The 6,000-nt window shown below is 44.1% G+C and carries 2 protein-coding genes (1 of these 2 cut by a window edge); both read left to right on the top strand.

Annotated elements, in window-relative coordinates:
- Positions 1-4,424, top strand: the 3' end of a protein-coding gene (locus tag ORQ98_RS22605; protein WP_274691081.1) for a non-ribosomal peptide synthase/polyketide synthase. Its footprint begins 24,280 nt before the window's first position; the window shows 4,424 of its 28,704 coding nt (coding positions 24,281-28,704); the start codon falls outside the window, past its left edge; its stop codon occupies positions 4,422-4,424.
- 11 nt (positions 4,425-4,435) lie between these two features.
- On the top strand, positions 4,436-6,000 hold a 1,565-nt coding region (locus ORQ98_RS22610), incomplete at its 3' end, for a condensation domain-containing protein (RefSeq protein WP_274691082.1).

Below are 6,000 nucleotides of genomic sequence, written 5' to 3' on the forward strand. Positions count from 1 at the left end.
TGCTGCCAGACCATATAGCTGCTTTGGCAGAAAAAGCCCAAGCGAGCTTAAGCCTGGGGCAAGAAGGCACACTGTGTCGTTGGGTTTGGTGTCAGTTGCCGGAAGGGCTGCCAGATCAGCTGCTTTGGGTGATGCACCACTTGATTGTGGACGGAGTATCCTGGCGAATTCTGATTCAAGACTGGGAGCAAGGGCTGGAAAGGTGGCTTCAACAGCAACCCATTCAGCTGCTAGATAAAACCCATAGTTATCAACAGTGGGGACAGTTGCTTCATGACTACAGTGAGTCAGGAGTATTGGCTGATGAGCGGGATTATTGGCTGAAAGTGCTTAATACACCAGTTAAGCCATTGCCTCTGCATCAACACCTTCCTGAAGAATCGTTGGAGCAAAACCGCCAGACTGTAATGGTTAAACTGGATAGCTCCCTTACTAAACAACTGTTAGGTGAAGCTAACCAGTGCTATCACACCCAGATTAATGACTTGCTGCTGACGGCATTGCTGGAGGCATTGACCATTTGGGATGGCGATAAGTCGATTCGTATTGATCTGGAAGGGCATGGCAGGGAAGTTGATCTACCTGGTTTAACTAAGAATATTGATCTTAGTCAGACCGTGGGTTGGTTTACCAGCCTCTATCCAGTGGTATTAACCAAGGAGCCTTCTGTCAAAGACTTAAACCATAGTTGGGGCATGCTGATTCAGGGTGTTAAAGAGCAGCTAAGGGCAGTACCAAATAAAGGCATTGGTTTTGGTTTGTTGCGTTACCTTGCACACGACCCTGAAATTGTTAAAGCACATGTTTCATCTGAAATCGTGTTTAACTACCTGGGTCAATTCACTGCTGACACTGACGAGCAGGCAGATGCCAGCCCGTTTAATCACCTGGGACGAGAGGTGAGTGCTCGCCGGGTCAGGGAGCATCGCTTAGAAATAACAGGCATCGTCGTTAACGATGAACTTGAGTTTAGCTTTGGCTTTGACCCGCGAGAATTGCCAGCTGACTTACCACAAAGCCTGGCCAACTATTATCTGGTTTGCTTAACCAAACTCATCAGCCACTGTCTTAACCGCAAGGGTGGGCATACGCCATCAGACTTTGCCCTGGTTAATTTGAGTGCTGAACAAATAGGTTTGCTTGACAGTACTTACCCTGAGTTTGTTGATATCTATCCCAGTACGCCAATGCAGCAAGGGCTACTGATGCACAGCAGTCTGGAGTCTGCATCTGGGATGTATATGTGCCAACAGCAGCTAGTGTTTGAAGGCCTCAATAAACAACGGTTTAAACAGGCTTGGGAACGGTTGGTAGCACGCCATGATATCTTGCGTACAGGGTTTACCGAGATAAACGATGGCGAGCTGTTACAAGTGGTGCATCAGCAGGTTGATTTACCCTGGCAAGTGCTTGATTGGCGGCAAGCAACGGCAGAGCAACAAGCACAGCAACTGGGCGAACTACTTAAACTGGAGCGGACTACACCCTTTACCGTTGATCACCCACCATTAATGCGCTTTGTCTTGGTGCAGGAGTCTGATAATCGTTGTCGGTTTATCTGGACTAACCATCATGCGCTCCTTGATGGCTGGTGTTTACCGATGGTGTTTGAGGAGGTGCTTAGCCATTACTTAGCACTAACTGCTGGTGAAGATGCTGTACTTCCGGCGGCTGTTCCATATCGGCACTATATAAGCTGGTTATCCAGTCAGACTCAAGATGAGGCAAAGGCCTACTGGCAGGATTATTTAGCTGAGTTTGCGGCACCCACTCAGCTTGATCTGATAACTGAACAGCCTGCAGGCAGTGTCACAGCTGAAGGTGCTGAGCTCAGTTGCCTGTTGAGTCAGCAGTTAAGTGAGCAACTGGTACAATTAGCCAAACAGGCACAAGTGACATTGAGCACTGTTGTTCAAGGTGCTTGGGCGTTGCTGATGAGCTGGTATAGCGGTGATCAGGATGTGGTATTTGGCTGCACCCGTTCTGGGCGTAACATCCAGTTGCCTGGTGTTGAACGAATGATGGGGCTGTTCATTAATAGTCTGCCAGTCAGAGTTGTTGTCGATGATCTCTCTCAGCCTGTCAAAGTATGGCTGCAAGCTATTCACCTGTCACAAAAGGATCACGATCGTTTTTGTCATAGTGCACTAACCGATATTCAGCAGTGGAGTGACCTCAGTTCTGGAGAGGCTTTATTCAACACTTTGGTGGTTGTGGAAAACTACCCTGTCGAAAAAGCACTTGCACAAGATGAGCAAACGCCGCATCAACCAAAGCTGATTGAGTCGATTGGCGAAGAGCAAACCAGTTACCCCATTACGCTAACGGTAATGCCTGATGAAATTATTGAGGTTAAATGGCTTTATCAGCCTCAGCAGGTAGCAACGTCCAGCATTAAGCAGGTAGCTGAACACTTTGAACAGCTGTTGAAAGCGATGGTAGAAAATATTAACCAGCCTTTGGCAGCGCTTTCATTGCTGACTCAACAGGAGCAACAGCAATTACATGACTGGAATCAAACCCGTAGGGAATACCCAAGGCAGCTTAATTTAGCTGAGCTGTTTGCTTTGGCGGTAAGCCAGTCACCAAGCCGTATTGCGCTGGTGTATAGAGAGCAGCAGCTTAGCTATCAAGTGCTTGATCAACAGGCTAACCAGCTGGCTAACTATCTGGTTAGCCAAGGTGTTCAGCTTGGGCAGTTAATCGGGTTATGTGTAGAACGATCTGTAGAATCTGTGGTTGCGCTACTGGCTATTGTAAAAGCCGGTGCAGCCTATGTGCCGCTGGACCCTGATTATCCAGCAGAGCGAATTGCTCATATGCTAAGTGATACCCAGCTGTCATTAGTACTTACCCAGCAACACCTGACGGCACAGCTACCAACTTATGAAGGGCAAGTTATTTGCCTTGATAACCCTCATATTATGGCAGCGGTTGCAGGACAAGCTACCACTACGCCTGTGCTTGAACTTGAGCAATCCCCGGCAGATCAGCTGGCTTATGTCATGTATACCTCTGGCTCCACTGGATTACCTAAAGGTGTTCAGGTTACCCAGCAAGGTGTGGCACGACTGGTGATGAATAATCAAAGTCTGCCCTTATCAGCGGAAACAGTGATGTTGCAGTGTGCATCCGTGACATTTGATGCAGCCACGTTGGAAATGTGGGGACCACTGCTTAACGGTGGTCAATTAGTGCTTTATCCCGAAGCAATGGTTGATGCACTACAGTTGGCGGATGTGATTAACCAGTATCAGGTGAATATTTTATGGCTGACTTCTGGGCTATTTGATCAGTTTGTTGCCGCTAATGATGTGCCTTTGCCTGGCTTAAAATATCTCTTTACAGGGGGGGATGTGGTTAACCCCCGCTCGGTTTCGCAGTTTTATCAACAACAGCCTGGTGTGACAGTAGTTAATGGCTATGGGCCAACTGAAAATGTCACCTTTACCTGCTGTTTTGAAATTCCAAGAAACTGGCCTGCCACTCAACCAATTCCAATTGGGCGGCCGATTTCAAATACTCAGGTATATGTTTTGGACTCACAGCAAAGACCGGTTCCTGTTGGTGTTGTAGGTGAGTTGTACGCAGGGGGTGATGGTGTTGCTAAAGGGTATTTCAATCGACCTGAGCTGACGGAAGAGCGCTTTATTGATAATCCATTTAACTTATTTAGCAATGAACCGAATCAACAGCTATATAAGACAGGTGATTTAGTTCGTTGGCAATCTGATGGCACTTTGGTGTTTGTAGGTCGTGTGGATAATCAGGTGAAAATTCGGGGTTATCGTATCGAACTAGGTGAAATAGAAAATTGCCTGCTAAGTCATGAGCAAGTGATTAATGCCTTGGTAGTGATTAAAAACCTTGAAATAGATGGTGCTAGTAATAAACAAATCATTGCTTATTTGGTGACTCAAGATCAAAACGATGCGACCAATGCTCAGCTGGAAACTTATATAAAAGCTCATTTACCTCGCTATATGAAACCTGATGCGTTGGTGTTGCTAGCATCTTTCCCACTAACAGCCAATGGCAAAATAGATCGTAAAGCACTGCCTGATCCTGTTTATATACACCAAGAAAAGTATGTTGCACCTGCTAATGAAACGGAGGAAATAATAGCCGAACTGTGGCAACAGTTGTTGGGTATTAATGAGCCAATAAGTACCACAACTAACTTCTTTGATGTTGGAGGCAATTCGCTACTTATTATGCGGCTCAATGCAGTGGTTAAATCGACTTTCAGTGTTGACTTAGCCATTAGCTCTGTTTTTGAGCAACCCACCATCAGTCACTTAAGTGCCCTCGTTGACCAGCAACTTAAAACTGAAGATGACGAACTGCTAAATGAGATTTTGGATCAGGTTGAAGACCTGGAAATCGATGAGTTAGCACAACTACTTGAAGACAAAGAACTATAAGGGGTACACGGATGGACAAGGGTAGTAAAAGTGTATCAGTTGATGCTCAATTACAGCGTAAGTTAGAAGGCTTATCACCTGAAAAGCGAGCTTTAGTTGAGAAACTACTAGCACAGAAAAAACAGCAGCGTAAAGCGCATACTCAAATATTGCCGACGACAAAAAGTGAGAATGAAATCCCTGTTTCATTCTCTCAGCAACGGTTGTGGTTGCTGGATCAGCTAGAAGGTAGTAGCAGCCATTACAATATTCCTGTGGCACTCAAGTTAATAGGTGATGTCAATGAAAAGGCATTAGAAAAAGCATTAAAGACAATTATTGACCGTCATCAGTCATTGCGTACTGTTTTTTATGGTACGACTGAACAAGCTTTTCAGAAAATAAAAAAATCATGTGACAACTTTTCTTTAGAGGTAAATCATTTACCTAATGAAAAAATAAATAACAAAAACGTAAAAGCACTTGTTGAAGAAGCAGCTGCTGCTTCATTTGATCTGTCAGCAGATACGTTATTGCGTGCACATTTATGGACATTAGCTGAAAATACGTCTGTTTTACTATTAGTTGTTCATCATATTGCTGCTGATGGCTGGTCAATAGGCGTATTAGTTAATGAATTAAACTTGCTTTATCAGGCATTTATTAAAAATCAACTTAGCCCTTTACCAGAGTTACCCATCCAGTATTCGGATTATGCTATTTGGCAGCGTAAGTATTTATCCGGTGTTAACCTAGATGGTCAGCTGAATTACTGGAAACGTCAGCTATTAGATATTCCAAATTTACATAGTTTGCCACTTGATAAGCCAAGACCATCTGAGCAGTCTTACGCAGGTGCTGTTTATCAGACAAAAATTGATAAATACACCACCGATCAATTTAAACGTTTATGCCGTCAGCAAGATGCAACACTTTTTATGGGCATATATACGGTTTTAACCGTATTAATTGCTCGCTATAGTGGCGAAACAGATGTTGTGATTGGTACAACAACGGCAAACCGTGATCAACAAGAAGTCGCTGAGCTAATAGGCTTTTTTGTTAATATGCTGGTATTGCGTATTAATATTGATGAGCAGGCTTCATTTATTCAGTTGCTGGAAGGTTGTAAAAGCGTTGCATTAGGCGCCTTTCGGCATCAACAAACACCCTTTGAAAAGGTAGTTGAAGCGTTAAATCCCAGTCGTGATTTAAGTTATCAGCCATTATTTCAAATAATGTTGGCTGTACAAAATAATCAAGAGGCACAACTTGATTTATCTGGTTTAACATTTTCTGAAATGCCAATAACGGCTCATACGGCAAAGTTTGACTTATCCTTAAATGTTGATGAAGAGGAAGGCCAACTTGTTATTGACTGGGAATATTGCACGGATTTATTTGAAGCGTCGACCATTGAGCGAATGGCAGCCAGCTTTAATCAATTATTAATAAGTCTATTAGCCAACCCAGAACAAAATGTTTTTAGTTTACCGATGCTCAGTGCAGCGGAGCAGCAACGGTTATTAATGGATTATAATAAGACAGCTGCTGAGTATCCAAAAGCAGTTAGTTTACCAGGGTTATTTGAAGCTCA

Origin of the sequence: Spartinivicinus poritis, assembly GCF_028858535.1 — a bacterium.
GTDB classification, from domain to species: Bacteria; Pseudomonadota; Gammaproteobacteria; order Pseudomonadales; family Zooshikellaceae; genus Spartinivicinus; species Spartinivicinus poritis.